2 protein-coding genes are annotated in these 1601 nt (G+C 76.7%); both read right to left on the bottom strand.

The genetic code is table 11. The features are described from left to right. Positions 1-64: 64 nt before the first annotated feature. Positions 65-1030 (bottom strand): NAD(P)/FAD-dependent oxidoreductase, encoded by a 966-nt coding sequence (locus tag ACFU0Y_RS18125; RefSeq protein ID WP_380216355.1) that lies wholly within the window; start codon positions 1028-1030, stop codon positions 65-67. Between the two features lie 50 nt (positions 1031-1080). Beyond that, complete coding sequence (locus tag ACFU0Y_RS18120) at positions 1081-1419, bottom strand: hypothetical protein (protein WP_380216353.1); 339 nt, start codon at positions 1417-1419, stop codon at positions 1081-1083. Between the last annotated feature and the right edge of the window lie 182 nt (positions 1420-1601).

The raw sequence follows: 1601 nt of genomic DNA, 5'->3' as shown, positions 1-1601 counted from the left end.
GGGTCCTGCCCGGGGCGGCCGGGCCGGGACCGCACCGCCCGTCGCGGACCGCGCTCCCGGCCGGTCACGCCCGGCGTGCCGCCAGAGCCCGGTCGAGGTCCTCGGCCTGCAGATCGGCGTTGACGGCCGTGCCCGTCGTGAGCCCCGCCGCCGCGGCCGCGAGGACCTGGGCGTGCAGATCCGTCACGTTGCCCGCCACGTAGACTCCCGGCACCTCCGTGCCGCCCGTGGGCGCCGAGGGCACATAGGTGCCCACGGCGTGGCCCTGCTCCTCCTCCTCGGCGGTGTCCAGGCCGAGGGAGTCGATGAGGCCGGAGCGGACCGTGAAGCGCGGCACCACGACGACGGCACGGCACGGCACGAGCTCGCCGGAGTCGAGGCGCAGGCCGGTGACCCGGTCCCCGGCCACCTCCACGCGGGACACCTCGCCCGCCACGCAGGCGATGCCGAGGGCCGCCAGCTGCTCGCGCTCCTGCGCGTCCGGGGCCGGGGCCGTGTGCTGGACGAAGGTGATGTCGTGGCTCCACTGCCGGAACAGCTGCGCCTGCTGCACGCCCAGCGGTCCCGTGCCCAGCACGGTCAGCGGCTGCTCCCGCCACTCCCAGCCGTGGCAGTAGGGGCAGTGGACGACGTCACGGCCCCAGCGCTCCGCCAGTCCGGGGACCTCCGGCAGCTCGTCCGTCAGCCCGGTGGTGATCAGCACCCGCCGCGCCCGCACCGACCGGCCGTCCTCGAGCACCAGCCGGAACCCGATCCCGTCGTCGTGCCCGGCCCCGGGGTGCGCGGCGACCACCGTGCCGTCCACGACGTCCGCTCCGTAGCCGCGGATCTCGGCCCGCCCGTCCGCGAGCAGCGCTCCCGGAGCGTCGCCGTCCCGCCCCAGGTAGTTGTGCACGTGCTCGGCGGGCACGTTGCGCGGGGCCCCGGCGTCCACCACGAGGACGGTGCGCCGGGCACGCGCGAGGCACAGTGCCCCGGCGAGGCCGGCGGGGCCGCCGCCGACGACGACCACGTCGTAGCTCTCCTCCACGGTGCGCTGCTCCTCCCTGTGGTGCACTCCCCCGTCGGACCCGCGCGGGGTCAGCGGGGCCGGGCCGGGTTGAAGGGCGTGCCCTGGGACGGGGGGTTGGTCGGAGGCCCGGAGGTCTCCGGCGAGACGGGCGAACCGCCGCTGGTCCCGGACACCTCGGGCGCGGACCCGGGCACCGCGCCGCTGGGCTCGGCCCCCTGCCGCAGCGCCGCGACCCGGCGCTCCAGGACCTGCACCACGGGCGGCCGGTCGGCGGGCGCCCGTTCGTCCTCCAGCAGCTGCTGCACCCCGCGCTCGTCGAGGCCCCAGATCTTCGGACCGAGCACATCCACGGGGAGGTGGTCGTCGTCGGGCAGCGGGAGGTCGTCGTGCTGAGGGAGGTCGTTCACGTCTGCTCCTCGGCTCCTGGCCGCCGACCCGGACGTCGGCGGCGACGGTCCTGCCACGGTAACAGCCCGACGGCCACAACGTAAGGGTGCTTAGTGCTCGGCGTCGATCTCGGCGGGCGCACTCCCCGGCCGGCGCGCCCGGGCACGGGACGGAACGACGACGCCCCCCGGACCTCGTGGTC

This window comes from Kocuria sp. NPDC057446 (genome assembly GCF_042802875.1).
Taxonomy (GTDB): domain Bacteria; phylum Actinomycetota; class Actinomycetes; order Actinomycetales; family Micrococcaceae; genus Kocuria.
This window is presented reverse-complemented; position numbering and strand designations above follow the sequence as displayed.